15 protein-coding genes and 1 other annotated feature are annotated in these 16,672 nt (G+C 55.4%); of the genes, 6 read left to right on the forward strand and 9 right to left on the reverse strand.

What is annotated here, in order from left to right:
• The first annotated feature begins 201 nt into the window (after positions 1–201).
• Positions 202–1,020: a helix-turn-helix domain-containing protein gene (locus tag COO59_RS03295; RefSeq protein WP_103058422.1), complete on the forward strand. Its 819-nt coding sequence runs from the start codon at positions 202–204 to the stop codon at positions 1,018–1,020.
• A gap of 201 nt (positions 1,021–1,221) precedes the next feature.
• On the opposite strand, the gene trpA is transcribed toward COO59_RS03295, so the two are convergent.
• From trpA to COO59_RS03325, 6 genes are read right to left on the reverse strand one after another with little or no spacing between them, the layout of a single operon-like run.
• Entirely contained in the window at positions 1,222–2,025 is an 804-nt protein-coding gene (gene trpA / locus COO59_RS03300) for a tryptophan synthase subunit alpha (RefSeq protein ID WP_103058423.1), read from the reverse strand.
• Positions 2,025–3,215, reverse strand: a complete 1,191-nt coding sequence (trpB, locus tag COO59_RS03305) for a tryptophan synthase subunit beta (protein ID WP_103058424.1) — start codon at positions 3,213–3,215, stop codon at positions 2,025–2,027. The genes trpA and trpB overlap by 1 nt, the downstream gene beginning before the upstream one ends.
• Positions 3,216–3,260: 45 nt before the next feature.
• Positions 3,261–4,619 carry a bifunctional indole-3-glycerol-phosphate synthase TrpC/phosphoribosylanthranilate isomerase TrpF gene (trpCF, locus tag COO59_RS03310; protein WP_103058425.1) on the reverse strand — a complete coding sequence of 453 codons (1,359 nt, stop codon included), beginning with the start codon at positions 4,617–4,619 and terminating at the stop codon, positions 3,261–3,263.
• A 2-nt stretch (positions 4,620–4,621) separates the two neighbouring features.
• A complete protein-coding gene (gene trpD / locus COO59_RS03315; protein ID WP_103058426.1) occupies positions 4,622–5,620 on the reverse strand; it encodes an anthranilate phosphoribosyltransferase in 999 nt (332 codons plus the stop codon).
• Between the two features lie 15 nt (positions 5,621–5,635).
• Positions 5,636–6,214 carry a glutamine amidotransferase-related protein gene (locus COO59_RS03320; protein ID WP_103058427.1) on the reverse strand — a complete coding sequence of 193 codons (579 nt, stop codon included), beginning with the start codon at positions 6,212–6,214 and terminating at the stop codon, positions 5,636–5,638.
• On the reverse strand, positions 6,214–7,776 hold the full coding sequence (locus tag COO59_RS03325; RefSeq protein ID WP_103058699.1) for an anthranilate synthase component 1: 1,563 nt from the start codon (positions 7,774–7,776) through the stop codon (positions 6,214–6,216). Before COO59_RS03325 ends, COO59_RS03320 begins: the two co-directional genes overlap by 1 nt.
• A gap of 22 nt (positions 7,777–7,798) precedes the next feature.
• Positions 7,799–7,895, reverse strand: a sequence feature (Trp leader region).
• 148 nt (positions 7,896–8,043) lie between these two features.
• Here COO59_RS03325 and rnm point away from each other — a divergent pair.
• The 3 genes from rnm to rluB all read left to right on the forward strand — a co-directional run bounded on the left by rnm (position 8,044) and on the right by rluB (position 10,652).
• On the forward strand, positions 8,044–8,928 hold the full coding sequence (rnm, locus tag COO59_RS03330) for an RNase RNM (RefSeq protein ID WP_276308252.1): 885 nt from the start codon (positions 8,044–8,046) through the stop codon (positions 8,926–8,928).
• A 13-nt stretch (positions 8,929–8,941) separates the two neighbouring features.
• The gene (locus COO59_RS03335) at positions 8,942–9,562 is read left to right on the forward strand and encodes an L-threonylcarbamoyladenylate synthase (RefSeq protein ID WP_103058429.1); all 621 of its coding nucleotides are present in this window, start codon (positions 8,942–8,944) and stop codon (positions 9,560–9,562) included.
• Between the two features lie 205 nt (positions 9,563–9,767).
• The gene (gene rluB, locus COO59_RS03340) at positions 9,768–10,652 is read left to right on the forward strand and encodes a 23S rRNA pseudouridine(2605) synthase RluB (RefSeq protein ID WP_103058430.1); all 885 of its coding nucleotides are present in this window, start codon (positions 9,768–9,770) and stop codon (positions 10,650–10,652) included.
• Between the two features lie 54 nt (positions 10,653–10,706).
• Here rluB and cobO read toward each other — a convergent pair whose 3' ends face one another.
• Both cobO and COO59_RS03350 read right to left on the reverse strand, forming a co-directional pair.
• Complete coding sequence (gene cobO / locus COO59_RS03345; RefSeq protein ID WP_103058431.1) at positions 10,707–11,300, reverse strand: cob(I)yrinic acid a,c-diamide adenosyltransferase; 594 nt, start codon at positions 11,298–11,300, stop codon at positions 10,707–10,709.
• Complete coding sequence (locus COO59_RS03350) at positions 11,300–12,061, reverse strand: YciK family oxidoreductase (RefSeq protein WP_103058432.1); 762 nt, start codon at positions 12,059–12,061, stop codon at positions 11,300–11,302. Before COO59_RS03350 ends, cobO begins: the two co-directional genes overlap by 1 nt.
• Positions 12,062–12,253: 192 nt before the next feature.
• On the opposite strand from COO59_RS03350, the gene sohB reads away from it, so the two are divergent.
• Positions 12,254–13,303 carry a protease SohB gene (gene sohB / locus COO59_RS03355; RefSeq protein ID WP_103058433.1) on the forward strand — a complete coding sequence of 350 codons (1,050 nt, stop codon included), beginning with the start codon at positions 12,254–12,256 and terminating at the stop codon, positions 13,301–13,303.
• Positions 13,304–13,330: 27 nt separating this feature from the next.
• Here the strand turns inward: sohB and COO59_RS03360 are convergent, their stop codons facing one another.
• Positions 13,331–13,582, reverse strand: a complete 252-nt coding sequence (locus COO59_RS03360; protein ID WP_103058434.1) for a DUF2498 family protein — start codon at positions 13,580–13,582, stop codon at positions 13,331–13,333.
• 406 nt (positions 13,583–13,988) lie between these two features.
• Between COO59_RS03360 and topA the strand changes: the two genes are divergently transcribed.
• Entirely contained in the window at positions 13,989–16,577 is a 2,589-nt protein-coding gene (gene topA / locus COO59_RS03365; RefSeq protein ID WP_103058435.1) for a type I DNA topoisomerase, read from the forward strand.
• Positions 16,578–16,672: the final 95 nt, after the last annotated feature.

Raw genomic sequence — 16,672 nt, forward strand, 5'->3', positions numbered from 1 at the left:
ATTTTTTATAATGTTTTGTAGAGTACATCTTTAATTCTGCCGCAAAACCTGGCCGCAACAAGAGGAGGGAAAGGTATAAAAAGGTAACGATTCCGACTATATGATTAAAGTGTGATGTTGATCTGGAAGAGGGATAAAAATATATGATAATCAAGAGGTAATATAAACAAAAAGCCTTATATGCGCGGGGAGTACATATAAATGCTCGAATTATCCATAGCGCTTCCGATCAGAGTTCAGAACGGCGGCCTGTTCATTTCCCGGGGCTGCGGGAGGCATAAGGAGCGTACCCTGAATTCATGGGAAATAATCTTTGTGGAAAAAGGGACGCTAAGCATCCAGGAAGAGGAGAGCGTATTTGAGGTGAACGCAGGGGAAAGTTTGTTGTTATGGCCTTTTCGTCGGCATGTCGGCATGCGGGATTTTCCTGCCGACCTGCGTTTTTACTGGCTGCATTTTGAGCTGCAGGATAATGTGTCCGCCAGTGAATGGGTAAAGCATCTCTCGTTGCCACAACACAGCAAATCCAACGATCCTCAGTACATTATTTCCCTGTTCCGGCAGTTTCTGAACGAGCAGGAACGGCTACAACGCAGCCCGGCGCTGGAAATTATTCTGTTGCTGATTTTGCAACAAATAGCATCCAGTGCATTGCCGGAAAGTGACAGAGAGAGTTCGGGCGTGGCGCTGGCGTATAAAGCGCAGCATCTGATCCATACGCAGTTTCATCTGCCATTATCAACCTCATCGCTGGCGAGAGAGCTTAACTGCAACGCGGATTATCTGGGAAGGATTTACCGCAGCGCATTCCATTTAACGGTGACTGAAGCCATCCACCGTCAGCGCATTCGGGCAGCAGAGAAAATGCTAGTTAACGAATCGCTGTCGCTGAAGGAGGTGGCTGAACGCTGTGGATTCAATGATGTGGGCTATTTTCGCCAGATATTTCGTAAACATACCTCAATCACACCCGTAGCCTGGAAACGACGTTATTGTAAGGAACATATCAATTCCGATTGAGGTTGTGGTTAAAATCATCAGGTTAGCCATCTCATCAAGCTTCCGCTGCGCCGGTTGCCTGTGCGGATAAAGGTCCAGAAATCGCTCTTGCGGAGCTGGCGAGGCAGATTTCTGGTTTTGTTAAGGCCGCCGCTCCCATCGGTTCCGGGCAGGGAAAAGGCGAGGAAAGGCGCCTTACCGAAGGCAAGGCGCCGGGAGGAATTAGCGAGTGGCCGCTTTAAGCCCGCTGATAAAACGTTTCAGCTCTGCGAGCATTACTTCCGGTTCGGCGTGATGTTTCTCGATGATTTTTACAATGGCCGAGCCGGAGATAGCGCCGTCCGCACCGGCCGCAATCGCTTCTTTTACCTGTGAGGGTTCTGAAATGCCGAAGCCCTGCAGCGTAGGCGCGGCATGATACTCACGCAGCTTATCGATCAAATGTTTTAACGGCAGGCTGGCGCGGTTTTCCGCTCCGGTGACGCCGGCACGCGACAGCAGATAAATATAACCACGACCATAAGAGGCGACCGCGCGTAGCAAATCGTCATCAGCATTGGGCGGACAGATAAATATCGGCGCGATATTGTGGCGCATCGCCGCCTGACGGAAAGGGCCTGACTCTTCCACCGGCACGTCGGCAACCAGCACTGAATCGACGCCAGCCTGCTCGCAGCGAGCATAAAACTCATCGACGCCGTTGGTAAACACCAGGTTAGCGTACATCAGCAGCCCAATCGGTAAATCAGGGTATTTCTGGCGAATGGTTGTCAGCATCTCAAAGCATTGCGCCGGCGTCGTTCCGGCGGCAAAGGCGCGCAGCGTGGCGTTCTGAATGGTTGGTCCATCCGCCAGCGGATCGGAAAAGGGAATGCCTAATTCGAGCGCGTCTGCTCCGGCGGCCACCAGCGTATCGATAATCTGCAGGGAAAGTTCCGGTGAGGGATCGCCCAGCGTGACAAAAGGAACAAAAGCGCCTTCTTTACTGGCCTGCAAACGCTTAAACAGTTGTTCGTAACGTTCCATTAGATCTCTCCCTGCGCTTTCAAAATATCGTGAACGGTAAAAATATCTTTGTCGCCGCGTCCGGAAAGATTGACCACCAGCAGCTGTTCTTTTTCTGGATCTTGCTGAATCATCTTCAGGGCGTACGCCAGCGCATGCGCCGATTCCAGCGCCGGGATAATACCTTCCGCCCGGCACAGCTGTTTAAACGCCGCCAGCGCTTCGTTATCGGTAATAGAAACATAGTCAGCGCGGCCAGTGCTGTTCAGATGCGCATGCTGCGGCCCAACCGACGGAAAATCCAGCCCGGCGGAAATGGAATAGGATTCTTCAATTTGCCCGTCCGCGGTCTGCATCATCGGCGCCTTCATACCGAAATAGATCCCAACCCGCCCATGCTTCAGCGGTGCGCCGTGCTCGCCGGTTTCAATACCGTGTCCTGCGGGCTCTACGCCAATCAGTCCTACCTCTTTTTCATCAATAAAGTCGGCGAACATACCGATAGCGTTTGAGCCGCCGCCCACGCAGGCAATCACCGCATCCGGCAGACGCCCTTCGGCCTGCAGGATCTGCGCTTTGGTCTCTTCGCCGATCATGCGCTGAAACTCACGCACAATGGTGGGATAAGGATGCGGACCCGCAGCGGTGCCGAGCATATAGTGCGCGGTCTCATAGCTGCCGGACCAGTCGCGCAGCGCCTCATTACAGGCATCCTTCAGCGTAGCGGAGCCACTGTGTACCGGGATCACCTCAGCGCCCATCAGACGCATACGGAAAACGTTGGGCGACTGACGCTCCACATCTTTCGCGCCCATATAAATGCGGCATTTCAGGCCAAGCAGGGCGCTGGCGAGAGCAGAGGCGACGCCGTGCTGACCGGCACCGGTTTCGGCGATGATTTCCTTTTTGCCCATGCGTTTCGCCAGCAGCGCCTGACCCAGCACCTGATTGGTTTTATGCGCGCCGCCATGTAGCAGATCTTCGCGCTTCAGGTAGAGACGGGTTTTGCTGCCTTTGGTCAGATTCTGGCAAAGCGTCAGTGCGGTAGGACGACCAGCGTAATTTTTCAGCAGATCGTTAAACTGCGCCTGAAACTCGGCGTCGCGCTGGGCGCTAACAAAGGCTTCTTCCAGCTGGCGCAGCGCAGGCATCAGAATCTGTGGAACATACATGCCGCCAAATTCGCCAAAGTAGGGGTTCAGTAATGTCATGTGCGTTATTTTCCTTATCGACGCCCGCGGTGCGGACGTTTGCTGTCAGTAGGCGCGCAGCGTTTGAAATACTGCGGCGATCTTTTCGGCATCCTTGATGCCCGGCGCGCTTTCGACGCCGGAGTTAAAATCAAGCCCGGCGCAGCCCAGCTGAGCGGCGGATACGCAATTATCCGCGCCCAGACCGCCCGCCAGCAGCACGTTATTTAACTGCTGGCCGGTGAGCAATGACCAGTCGAAGCGCTGGCCGCTGCCACCGGCACCGTTATCAAAAACATAGCGATCGACATGGGACAGATTGCGCGCCGGAAGGTGATTACTTACGCTGTGGGCCTTCCAGATAGCGATTTCTGGCGGCAGTTCGGTGCGCAGCGCATCGATGTAAGCCTGGTCTTCATCGCCGTGCAGCTGAACGGCGCTAAGCGACAAAGCGCGGCCTGCCGTGACAACGTCACTGATTGCCGCATTGCGAAACACGCCGACATAGCGTAAAGAGGCCGCCGCGATAATCTGCCGGGCCTGAGCGATATCAATTTTGCGCGGTGAGCCAGCAGCGAAAATCAATCCGCCATAAATAGCGCCCGCCTGCCAGGCGGCATAAGCATCTTCAGGCCGGGTCAGGCCACAAACTTTGTTGTCGCCAAACAGCACGCGCCGTACCGCCTGATGAAGATCGGCGGCGCCCATCAGAGCGGAGCCGATCAGAAAACCATTGGCAAAACGGCTTAGCTCACGTACCTGCGCATAACTGCTAATGCCGGATTCACTGATAACCGTTACGCCGTGGCTGAGCCGCGGCGCCAGCTGGCGGGTACGATCCAGATCGACAGACAGGTCGCGCAGGTCGCGGTTATTAATGCCCACCACTTTGGCACCCAGCGCCAGAGCGCGATCCAGCTCCGCTTCGTTACTGACTTCGGTCAGAATCCCCATCTCCAGGCTGTGCGCGACCGCTGCCAGCTGGCGATACTGCTCATCATCCAGCACGGAAAGCATCAGCAATACCGCATCGGCCTGATAAAAGCGCGCCAGGTAGATCTGCCAGGGATCGATAATAAAATCTTTGCACAACACCGGCTGGGTAACCGCCGCGCTGACCAGCGGCAGATAATCGAAGCTGCCCTGAAAATAGTGCTCGTCGGTTAGCACCGAAACCGCCGAGGCGTAATCTTTATAAACGTTGGCAATCGCCACCGGATCGAAATCCGCGCGGATAACCCCTCTGGAGGGTGACGCTTTTTTGCATTCAAGAATAAAAGCGGTGCGCGCGCCCTGTAGCGCATGATAAAAACTGCGGGTCGACGGCACCAGCTGCTGCTGAAAAGAAGCCAGCGGCTGCGTTTTTTTACGGTTTTCCACCCACCGGGCTTTATCCCGGATGATGTCATTCAGTACGGTTTGCATCTCTAGCCTCTTGCTGCCAGCGCGATAACGCGCTCATAAGCCTGACCGCTCGCTATCGCTTTCAGTGCCCGCTGGGCATTATCACGTAAATCTTCATTGCCGAAAATTTTCAACAGCATAGCAACGTTAACCGCCACGGCGTGCTGGTGCGCCTGCTCGCCTTTACCCTGGAGCAATTGCGTCAGAATATCACGGTTTTCTTCCGGCGATCCGCCCGCCAGCGACTCTTTAGTATGGTATGGCAGACCGAAATCGTCTGGCGTCAGCTGATAGCTGGTAATATCGCCGTCGCGCAGTTCCGCTACCTGCGTGGCGCTGTGGATGGCCACTTCATCCATGCCGCCGCCGTGGACGACCGCCGCACGCTGATAGCCCAGCACGCGCAGCGTTTCAGCAATCGGCAATACCAGCTCGGGGCTGTAAACGCCAATCACCGCCAGCGGCGGACGCGCCGGATTAATCAGCGGCCCCAGCACGTTAAACAGCGTCCGGGTTTTTAACTGCTGGCGTACCGGCATCGCGTGGCGAAAACCGGTGTGATACTGCGGAGCGAACAGGAAGCAGACGTTAAGGTCGTCCAGCGCCTGACGCGCCTGTTCAGCGGGCAAATCGAGGCTGATACCGAAGGCGGCCAGCAGATCGGAAGAGCCGGACTTGCTGGAAACGCTGCGGTTACCGTGTTTCGCCACCTTCAGACCGCAGGTGGCAGCGACAAAAGCGCTGGCGGTAGAAATATTAATGCTGTTGCTGCCGTCGCCGCCAGTGCCGACAATATCGGCAAAGGCGTAGTCAGGACGCGGAAAGGGACGCGCGTCTGCCAGCAGGGCCGAAGCGGCACCGGCAATCTCCTCCGGACGTTCACCGCGTACTTTCATGGCAATCAGCGCCGCCGCCAGCTGCGTTGGCTCCAGTTGACCAGTAATGATAGCGCTAAACAGCTGGTGGCTTTCTGTCCGGGTCAGGGTCTGCGCCTGATACAGTTTCTCCAGAATATGTTGCATCCTTTTCTCCTTTGCTTATGCCAGCGCCCAGGCCAGAGTTTGTTCCAGCAGGCGCGCGCCCTGCGTGGTCAGAATTGATTCCGGATGAAACTGAAAGCCGCATACCCGGTCGGCATCGTGGCGCACGGCCATCACCATGTCGTTAAAGGTGGCGTTGATCGCCAGTTCGTCAGGCGTATTGCTGCCCACCAGCGAGTGATAGCGCGCTACCGGCAGCGGATTACTCAGCCCGGCAAACATCGCCTGATTATCGTGGGTAACAGCGGATGCTTTGCCGTGCAGAATTTCTCCGGCCTGGCCCACGTGGCCGCCGTAAGCTTCGATAATCGCCTGATGTCCGAGACAGATGCCGATAATCGGCAGACGACCGCGCAGGCGCTGCAGCAGTTCCGGCATACAGCCCGCCCTGGCTGGCGCGCCAGGACCAGGCGACAACATCAGTACCGGGTTTTCCATCTGTTGCAGGCGCTCAATCAACGTATCGGCCGGAACGGTATTGCGATAAATCACCACGCGGTGACCAAAGGTGCGCAGCTGATCGACCAGGTTGTAGGTAAAGGAGTCGATATTATCGAGCAGCAGAATGTCAGCCATTAGAACGTCTCCTGGCAATGATGGGCAGTGGCGATGGCGCGCAGAACCGCGCGCGCTTTGTTGCGGCTCTCATCCGCTTCGGCCTGCGGCTGTGAATCCAGCACCACGCCAGCACCCGCCTGAACGGTGGCGACGCCATCTTCCACATAAGCAGAACGGATAACAATGCAGGTATCAAGGTCGCCGCTGGCGGTGAAGTAGCCGACGGCACCGCCGTAAACGCCGCGCCGCGTACCTTCAGCGCCGGCAATCAGCTGCATGGCGCGAACTTTCGGCGCGCCGCTCAGGGTACCCATATTCATACAGGCGCGGTAAGCGTGCAGCACATCCAGATCCTGACGCAGCGTGCCCACCACGCGCGAAACCAAATGCATAATAAAGGTATAGCGATCGACCTTGGTCAGATCGGCAACGTAGCGGCTGCCAGGCTCGCAGATGCGCGCCAGGTCGTTGCGCGCCAAATCGACCAGCATCAGATGTTCCGCCAGCTCTTTATGGTCGGTACGCATTTCCAGCTCAATGCGGCTGTCTGCATCGCGATCCAGCGAGCCATCGGCATGACGACCGCGCGGACGCGAACCGGCAATCGGGTAGATTTCAATCTGGCGCGAGGCGGCGTCATATTTCAGCGAGCTTTCGGGTGAGGCACCGAATAGCGTGAAGTCGCGATCCTGCATAAAAAACATATAGGGGCTGGGATTGTTGTTTTTCAGCGTCTCGTAAGCCGCCAGCGGCGACGGGCAGGGCAGAGAAAAACGGCGTGACGGCACGACCTGGAAAATTTCGCCGATACGAATGGCCTGCTGCATGTTGCGTACGACGTCGCAATACTCTTCATCGCTCTGGTTACAGCTCAGGGTCATTTGTTCTACGCGCTGTACCGGCAGCGGCTGGGCAGGCTGCAGCATCTGTTCATGCAATTGATGAATGCGGCGCTGTAAGCGCTGAAATTCATCGGTAGAAGGAACAAACAGGCTGGCCTGCAGCCGGGCGCTCTGATGCTGATGATCGAGCACCAGCAGCGTCTCGGCCAGATAGAAGCAGTAATCCGGACAGCGCTGCTCGTTACGTAAGGCAGGCAGCGGCTCGAAGCCCGCCACTAAATCGTAGGCGAACAGGCCGCCCAGCAGCATCGACTCACGTTCATCCTGCGGCGCATCAACCAGCTGTACAATCAGGCGCAGCGCATCAAAAACCGACAGTGATTTCAGTCGTGAATCTTCATCCTGGGTTCCGCCAGTCTGAGGAAACAGCAGCTCGCGTCCATCGGGACGGTGCTGATTGTTCACCTCAGCGGGCAGCGCGGCATCCAGCAGCGGCAGCAGCTGACGGCCGTTTTCCGATAGCGCCTGCACGGTCACGCTGTTATCCAGGGCGGTGATGCGCAGCGCGCTGTCAACAATCAGCAGGCTTTTCAGGTTACGCTTGCTGTCAATATCCGCAGATTCCAGCAGCAGCGTAGCCGGACGAGCGCCGCACAGCTGATGAAAAACCGCCGCAGGATCTTCACGGTAGGGGGCCGAGCCGGTAATCAGTTTCAATCCAGGTTTCGTATTCGACATAATCGGTTCTCTAAAATCACTCAAAAAAAAGCCCGCATCGGCGGGCTCAGGTATCAGCATGTGATCAATACAGATGCGTGACATCGTCGCCCTTCAGCAGAAGCGCGCCACCAGCCCATCATCGATTTATGCTTAAACATCATCATGGATACCCCTGCGTGAACTTGTGTACTAGTTAACGGGTTCAGGGGCGGATTGTCAATACTTTTTTATATCGCGGTTAATCCGTTATGATGCGCCGACGTTTTATGTTTTTCAGGAGTTATTTTGACCGCAACAACGCCGATAAGTGCCTTTCCCATTTACGATCTGCACAGCCATACCCGCGCGTCGGATGGCCTGTTAACCCCTCAGGAACTGGTGCTGCGCGCCGTTGCAATGCGCGTTGGCGTACTGGCGATTACCGATCACGATAGCGTGGCCGGTTTAGCCGCCGCCAGAGAAGCGATTAACAAACAAGCCCTGCCGCTGCATTTGATTGATGGCGTAGAGGCATCCACGCTGTGGGAGAATCATGAAATTCATATTGTGGGATTAGGCATCGATCCTGCGCATCCGGTTCTTACCGAATTTCTCGCCGGGCAAACGGAATGCCGCCTGGCGCGTGCCAGGCTGATGGCTGAGCGGCTGGAAAAGGCGCAGATCCCTGGCGCGCTGGAAGGCGCGCTGGCGTTGGCCGGGGACGGGGCGATCACCCGTGGTCATTTCGCCCGCTGGCTAATCGCCCAGGGTAAAGCCGACAATATGACCCAGGTATTCAAACATTATCTGGCGCGCGGCAAAACCGGCTACGTGCCGCCACAATGGTGTACAATTAAACAAGCCGTTGATGCTATTCATCATTCCGGCGGTTATGCGGTATTGGCGCATCCGGGACGTTACGGTTTATCGGCCAAATGGCTGAAACGCCTGATTGCCCATTTCGCCGAAATGGGGGGCGACGCGATGGAAGTGGCGCAGTGCCAGCAACCGCCAAACGAACGCAGCCAACTGGGACGCTACGCACAGGAATATCAGCTGGCGGCGTCGCAGGGCTCCGATTTTCATCAACCCTGTCCGTGGATTGAGCTGGGTAAAAAGCTGTGGCTGCCGGGCGGCGTGGAAGCCGTATGGTCCCGCTTTCCCACATTAATGCCCGCCGCGGAAAGGTGATAAGAGGTTAGCTATGAGTCAGATGTTTCATATTCATCCCGATAATCCCCAGCCACGCCTGATTAGCCAGGCGGTTGATGCGCTGAATAAAGGCGGTGTGATTGTTTATCCGACCGATTCTGGCTATGCGCTGGGCTGTCGGCTGGAAGATAAGAACGCGATGGAGCGTATCTGCCGTATTCGTCAGCTTGACGGCAGCCATAATTTTACGCTGGTTTGCCGCGATCTTTCTGAGCTGTCGACCTACGCGCATGTGGATAACAGCGCGTTTCGGCTGATTAAAAATAATACGCCGGGCAGCTATACCTTTATCCTGAAAGGGACCAAAGAGGTGCCGCGTCGTCTGATGAATGACAAGCGTAAAACCATTGGCCTGCGCGTACCTTCCAATCCGGTCGCGCTGGCGCTGCTGGAAGCGCTGAATGAGCCAATGATGTCTACCTCGCTGATGCTGCCCGGCAATGACTTTACCGAATCCGACCCGGAAGAAATTGCAGACCGTATCGGCAAGCTGGTGGATCTGATTATTGACGGCGGCACGCTGGGACAGCAGCCGACCACGGTTGTTGACTTAACCAGCGATACGCCAGAAGTGATTCGTGAAGGCGTCGGCGACACCCGACCTTTCCGCTAAAAGCTGACCGGCGTTAAGCGCCGGAAAACCCCGGCGCAGGAAACTCAGGCAAGTCAGTAAACTTCATGTATACTGTGCGGCCACATTGCACCGGGTCGCCGTAAAAACGGCGGGCTCAGGGCAATCCCTCCTTTCAGGTCATGGCTCGCCACGCCGTGACAGAAGCAATAAACGACGCCTGTGAAGGCGACAGTGAGGCAGCTCAATGAGCGAAAAGTTACAAAAAGTATTGGCGCGGGCCGGGCATGGCTCTCGTCGTGAAATAGAAACAATGATCTCCGCCGGACGTATTAGCGTGGATGGCAAACTGGCGACGTTAGGCGATCGTATTGAACCCAACGCCACGGTAAAAATCCGTATCGATGGTCATGTCGTCTCCATCAGTGAATCCAGTCAGCAGGTTTGTCGCGTACTGGCTTATTACAAGCCGGAAGGTGAGCTCTGTACCCGCAACGATCCGGAAGGTCGTCCGACGGTGTTTGATCGTCTGCCGCGTCTGCGCGGCGCGCGCTGGATCGCCGTAGGGCGTCTGGATGTGAATACCTGCGGTCTGCTGCTGTTTACCACCGATGGTGAACTGGCGAACCGTTTGATGCACCCCAGCCGCGAAGTGGAACGTGAATATGCCGTACGCGTGTTCGGGCAGGTTGATGATGCGAAAATTCGTCAGCTGAGCCTCGGCGTGCAACTGGAAGATGGCCCGGCCGCCTTCCGCACCATTAAGTTCACCGGCGGTGAAGGGATTAACCAATGGTATAACGTGACCCTGACCGAAGGGCGCAACCGTGAAGTCCGTCGCCTGTGGGAAGCCGTGGGCGTTCAGGTAAGCCGTCTGATTCGCGTACGTTACGGCGACATCAATTTACCGAAGGGGCTGCCGCGTGGCGGCTGGACCGAGCTGGATCTGGCGCCGGTTAACTATCTGCGTGAGCTGGTAGAACTGCCGCCGGAAAGCATCAGCAAAGTGCCGGTAGAAAAAGATCGCCGTCGTACTAAAGCGAACCAAATCCGTCGGGCCGTGAAACGCCATACGCAGGTGAGCGGCAATCGTCGTCCGGCCAAGCGTGGCGAAAGTCCTAAACGCGGTTAATCATCAGGGCGGTACGCGCATCAAAAGGCATCCCTCGGGATGCCTTTTCTTTTTCTACCAGTCAATTCCCTGCTGTGCCTGAATACCCGCATCAAAAGCGTGCTTAACCGGCCGCATTTCGCTTACCGTATCCGCCAGTTCCAGAATATCGCGATGGCAGCCGCGCCCGGTAATAACCACGCTTTGATGAGCGGGGCGCTGGCGTAGCGCAGCGATAACCTCTGCCAGCGGCAGATAACCGAAGCTGAGCATATAGGTTATTTCATCCAGGATAACCAGATCGAGCGTTGGATCCTGCAGCATACGCCGCGCATGTTGCCAGACGGCAAGGCAGGCCTCGGTATCCGCCGCGCGATCCTGGGTTTCCCAGGTAAAACCGGTCGCCATAACCTGGAACTCAACGCCGTGCGGTTCCAGCAGGTTACGCTCGCCGTTCGGCCACTCGCCTTTAATAAACTGAATCACGCCGACCTTTTTCTGATGCCCCACGGCCCGTGTCGCGGTGCCAAAGGCGGCGGTGGTTTTTCCTTTGCCGTTGCCGGTAAACACCAGCAAAATGCCACGCGTTTCGCTGGCGGCGACGATGCGGGCGTCAACCTGTTCTTTCAGGCGCTGTTGCCGCTGCTGGTGACGATCGTCCGCGGCCATTATTCTGCCGGCCCCGGCTTGCGTCCCGGCTGCGCATCAAAGCTGATACCGGTTTTGCGGCGGCTGTCATCGCCCATCAGATAAAGATAGATAGGCATAATTTCCGCTGGCGTTTTCAGCTTGCCCGCATCTTCTTCAGGAAAAGCGCTGGCGCGCATTTTGGTGCGGGTTCCGCCTGGATTGATGCAGTTAACCCGCAGATTACGATTTTTATACTCTTCAGCCAGCACCTGCATCATGCCTTCAGTGGCAAACTTTGATACGGCGTAAGCGCCCCAGCCGAAGCGGCCGACACGGCCTACGCTGGAACTGGTAAAAACCAGCGATCCCGCGTCTGAGTTCAGCAGCAGCGGCAGCAGCGCCTGGGTCAGGAAAAAGATGGCATCGACATTCACGCGCATCACCTGCTGCCATACCTCAGGCGAGAGATCGGCAAGCGGTACGATTTCACCCAGCAGACCGGCATTATGCAGCACGCCATCCAGACGCGGAACCTGCTGCGCCAGTTCACTGGCGAACTGATGACAGCTTTCCGGCGTCGCCGCAGCCAGATCGAGAATACGCACCAGCGGCGTCGCTTTGCCCAGCGCGCGGATTTCATCATCGACGCGCTGGAGCTTTTCCGCATTGCGACCCAGCAAAATAACCTGCGCGCCATAGCGAGCGTAGGTTAGCGCAGCTTCACGGCCAATACCGTCGCTGGCGCCGGTGACAAGAATAATTCGATGATTAAGCAGATCGCTTTTCGGTTGATAATGCAAAACGTCTTCCTCGGCGAGTAAGGGTTCAGCGCGGGGCTGAGAAGATCTAAGGGGGAGTTATGCCTGAAAAATATCTTCAGTTCAATGTCACAGCGCCCATTTCCCCGCGGCGAGCCGCTTTACAGGCGACGAGGTAGGCCGACTCGGCTACACTACCAGGTTTCAGAAAGGACATTAACAAAGGCGGATCGAATGGATTTACTGTTCTTCTATGCACTATTTTTAGCGAAAGTCGTCACCGTGGTGGTCGCTGTTGCGGCGATTGCCCTGATTCTGATTAACGTTACGCAACGCAAGCGCGGACAAAGCGGGCAGCTGCAGGTCACGCAGCTTAACGAGCGCTATCGTGAAATGAAACAAGCCATGCAGCTGGCGTTACTGCCGCCGCAGGAGCAAAAGCTGCGCCATAAGGCGGATAAGAAAAAGCAGAAACAGGAAGCGAAAGCCGCTAAGCAGCGGGCGAAACAGGGCCTTCCCGGCGTGGAGAAAAAGCCTGTGCTGTACGTTTTAGACTTCAGGGGCAGCATGGATGCCGGTGAGGTCACGTCGCTGCGGGAAGAAATTTCCGCGGTGATGGCGGTGGCGCATGAGCAGGATGAGGTTCTGCTGCGGCTGGAAAGTCCGGGCGGCGTGGTGCATGGCTACGGACTGGCGGCCTCGCAGCTGCAGCGTCTGCGGGAAAAGAATATTCGTTTAACGGTGGCGGTGGATAAAGTCGCCGCCAGCGGCGGCTATATGATGGCCTGCGTAGCCGATCAAATTATCGCCGCGCCTTTTGCCATTATTGGATCGATCGGCGTGGTAGCGCAGGTACCTAATTTCAATCGTCTGTTGAAGCGCAACAATATCGATGTGGAGCTGCACACTGCCGGTGAATATAAGCGTACGCTGACGCTGTTCGGCGAAAATACCGAGCAGGGACGTAATAAGTTTCGCGAAGATCTCAATGAAACGCATCTGCTGTTTAAACAGTTTGTTCAGCAAATGCGTCCGGTATTAGATATAGATCGGGTGGCGACCGGTGAGCACTGGTACGGTAGCCAGGCGCTGGAAAAACAGCTGATTGATGGGTTAGGAACCAGCGACGATATTATTATTGCCCGCATGGAACATTTCAGCGTCGTCAGCGTGCGTTACATGCGCCGTAAAAAGTTGATGGATCGCTTTACGCAAAGCGCCGCCGACAGCGCTGCTCGCCAGCTGTTGAAGCTGTGGCAGCGTGGCGACAAACCGCTGCTGTAAACCATTACCGCCCGGCGGGTCCGGGCGTTAATCGGCCAGATGATATTTCTCTGAGAGCGTCACCGTCAGCGCTTTAAATACGTTAAATACCGCCGTGCTTTTGGCCGTAGGCAGCCCGTTTTCATCGAGGAAATAGTTGCCGCGAAAAATCAGCAGCTGACCATTTTGTTCCACCTCGCTGGCGCTGATACCGGCAAAATAATCGTCATGCTCGTGGATGAGCGCGTTGGCTTTTTCAAGTATTTCCTCGCGAGAAAGCGCGATCGTTTTTGTGTTCATTATTTAATCCCATTTTGACAGATTATAATTCTCTTCTATATTACTGGTCTGTTGCCGCTAACCGCAAATTAAGTGCGGTTATTCGTACGGCGGAAAAAAGCGTCAAAGGTGGCGTAAAACCAGACGAGATGCTAATTAAGTTGCGTATCCGTTTTTATCAGGTACAGTGTGGGCGTTTCAGTGTCCGGGCGTAAAAATGGCTTTACGCAGGTAGCAAGAAGCGTCGGATTCCGGCTAAAAGCGCCTGCTAATCAGTAGCATAAACTGTCATGTATTGGATTGCCTGCTTTAAATCAGGCCAGGTTGAATTCTTTCTGATCCGCTGCAATATAGGTTGACACGCTGACTGGCAACGCTGGAAAACGCCATCATTACATTCGGACGTATTCATCAGGTAAAGGTAAATATGGGTAAAGCTCTCGTAATAGTCGAGTCCCCGGCAAAGGCCAAAACGATTAATAAATATCTCGGTAAAGACTACGTGGTTAAGTCCAGCGTGGGTCATATACGTGATTTGCCGACCAGTGGCTCGACGGTGAAAAAGAGCGCTGACGCTAAGCCAGCCAAAAAAGCGAAGAAAGATGAAAAAACGGCGCTGGTTAACCGTATGGGCGTCGATCCGTGGCACGGCTGGAAAGCTGACTATCAAATTTTGCCCGGTAAAGAGAAAGTCGTTGCCGAACTGAAAACGCTGGCGCAGGAAGCCGATCATATCTATCTCGCAACCGACCTTGACCGCGAAGGGGAAGCCATCGCCTGGCACCTGCGGGAAATCATCGGCGGCGACGATAAGCGCTTCAGCCGCGTAGTCTTTAACGAAATTACCAAAAATGCGATTCGCCAGGCCTTTGAAAAACCTGGCGAACTTAATATTGAGCGGGTTAACGCTCAGCAGGCCCGCCGCTTTATGGATCGCGTGGTGGGTTATATGGTTTCCCCGCTGCTGTGGAAAAAGATTGCCCGTGGGCTTTCCGCTGGACGCGTGCAGTCGGTTGCGGTGCGGCTGGTGGTGGAGCGCGAGCGTGAAATTAAAGCTTTCGTGCCGGAAGAGTATTGGGAACTGAGCGCCGATCTTACCACGCCGAAGGGCAGCGATTTACCGATGCAGGTAACGCATCGGGGTGAGAAGCCGTTCCGACCGGTTAATAAAGAACAGACGCAGGCGGCGGTTAGCCTGCTGGAAAACGCACGTTTTCGCGTAGAAGATCGTGAAGACCGGCCGACCAGCAGCAAGCCGGGCGCGCCTTTTATCACCTCTACGCTGCAGCAGGCGGCCAGTACCCGTCTCGGCTTTGGCGTTAAAAGAACCATGGCGCTGGCGCAGCGTTTGTACGAAGCGGGCCATATTACCTATATGCGTACCGATTCTACCAACCTGAGCCAGGATGCCGTAGCGATGGCGCGTGGCTATATTGAGTCTAATTTTGGCGATAAGTATCTGCCGAAAACGGCCAACGCCTACGCCAGCAAAGAGAATTCACAGGAGGCGCACGAAGCGATACGTCCATCCGATGTGACGATCCAGGCCGAACAGCTGAAAGATATGGAAGCGGATGCCCAGAAGCTTTATCAGCTTATCTGGCGCCAGTTCGTGGCCTGCCAGATGGTGCCGGCACAGTATGATTCCACCACGCTGACGGTAGCGGCCGACGATTTCAAACTGAAAGCGAAAGGTCGCATCCTGCGCTTTGACGGCTGGACTAAAGTGATGCCTGCGCTGCGTAAAGGCGATGAAGATCGTATTCTGCCAGCCATTGAGATCGGCGATGAACTGAGCCTGCAGCAGCTAAATCCGAGCCAGCACTTTACCAAGCCACCGGCGCGCTTCAGCGAGGCTTCGCTGGTGCGTGAGCTGGAAAAACGCGGGATTGGTCGTCCGTCCACCTACGCGTCGATTATTTCTACCATTCAGGATCGTGGCTATGTCCGCGTGGAAAGCCGCCGCTTTTATGCGGAAAAAATGGGTGAAATCGTAACGGACAGACTGGAAGAGAACTTCCGTGATTTGATGAGCTACGATTTTACCGCGCATATGGAAGATAACCTCGACCAGGTTGCCAATGACCAGGCCGAGTGGAAAGCGGTACTGGATAATTTCTTTGCCGATTTCAGCAAGCAGCTGGATCAGGCGGAAAAAGATCCGGAAGAGGGCGGCATGCAGCCGAACCCGATGGTGCTGACTACTATCGACTGCCCTACCTGTGGCCGTAAAATGGGCATTCGCACCGCCAGCACCGGCGTTTTCCTTGGTTGCTCCGGCTATGCCTTACCGCCGAAAGAGCGTTGTAAGCAAACCATTAACCTGATTCCGGAAAATGAAGTTCTGAATATTCTGGAAGGGGATGATGCGGAAACTAATGCGCTGCGCGCGCGTCGTCGCTGTCAGAAATGCGGTACGGCCATGGACAGCTACCTGATCGATAATCATCGTAAGCTGCACGTGTGTGGTAACAACCCCAGCTGCGACGGCTACGAGATTGAACAGGGCGAATTCCGCATTAAAGGCTATGACGGACCGATTGTTGAGTGCGAAAAATGCGGTTCCGAAATGCACCTGAAAATGGGACGCTTTGGCAAATACATGGCCTGTACTAACGACGATTGCAAAAACACCCGCAAAATTTTACGTAATGGTGAAGTTGCGCCGCCGAAGGAAGATCCGGTGCCTTTACCGGAGCTGCCCTGCGAGAAATCAGACGCTTATTTTGTCCTGCGTGACGGTGCGGCAGGCGTCTTCCTGGCAGCCAATACTTTCCCGAAATCACGTGAAACCCGTGCGCCGCTGGTGGAGGAGCTGCAACGCTTCCGCGATCGGTTACCGGAAAAGCTGCGTTATCTTGCTGATGCGCCAGCCACCGACGATCAAGGAAATAAAACGCTGGTGCGTTTTAGTCGTAAAACCAAACAGCAGTACGTCAGCTCCGAAAAAGAGGGCAAAGCCACCGGCTGGTCAGCTTTTTATGTTGATGGCGAATGGCGCGTGACGGAAAAATAAGCCTCTTTTTTTCTACTGTTGCTCAGCGCTTATGGGAATAAAACGCTAAACGCCAGGAAAATTTGTGCTATCGCCTTAAGGCCAGTCTCTGACTG

The sequence above is a fragment of the Mixta theicola genome (genome assembly GCF_002895925.1).
Taxonomy (GTDB): Bacteria; Pseudomonadota; Gammaproteobacteria; order Enterobacterales; family Enterobacteriaceae; genus Mixta; species Mixta theicola.